The organism is Paraburkholderia sediminicola (assembly GCF_046027825.1).
In the GTDB taxonomy this organism is placed as follows: Bacteria; Pseudomonadota; Gammaproteobacteria; order Burkholderiales; family Burkholderiaceae; genus Paraburkholderia; species Paraburkholderia sediminicola_D.
The window spans coordinates 1-373 of record NZ_JAQQDU010000285.1 but is presented as its reverse complement, the minus strand read 5'-3'; the positions used below and the strand labels follow the sequence as shown (position 1 = coordinate 373).

General features: G+C 67.0%; 1 protein-coding gene. It reads left to right on the top strand.

Translation table 11 applies throughout. The features are described from left to right. Positions 1 to 373, top strand: a 373-nt coding sequence (locus PQQ96_RS42265) for an AMP-binding protein (RefSeq protein ID WP_408303385.1), incomplete at both ends; no start/stop codon positions are given.

Here is a 373-nt window from a genome sequence, read left to right as displayed (position 1 = left end):
GGTGCGTCGCGCTGCCGTTCGAACCTGTGACGGTATCGATCGAAGCCCAGGCCCGGGTGCGTCCCGACGCGATTGCCGTGTGCTGCGAGGGTGAATCGCTCACCTATGCGCAACTCGATGCCTGGTCGAACCGGATCGCGCATCGGCTGGTTGCGCTTGGCGTGCAGCGCGACGAACGGGTCGGCGTGAGCCTAGAGCGCTCGTGCGCGCTGGTGGCGGCACTGCTCGGTGTGCTGAAGGCCGGCGGCGCGTACGTGCCACTCGATCCGTCGTATCCGGCAGGACGTCTGTCGGCCATGATCGCTGACGCGGGCGTGCAGCGTGTCGTGCTGCAGGAACCGGATCCGGTGTTCGACGGTTGTGAACCGGTGAT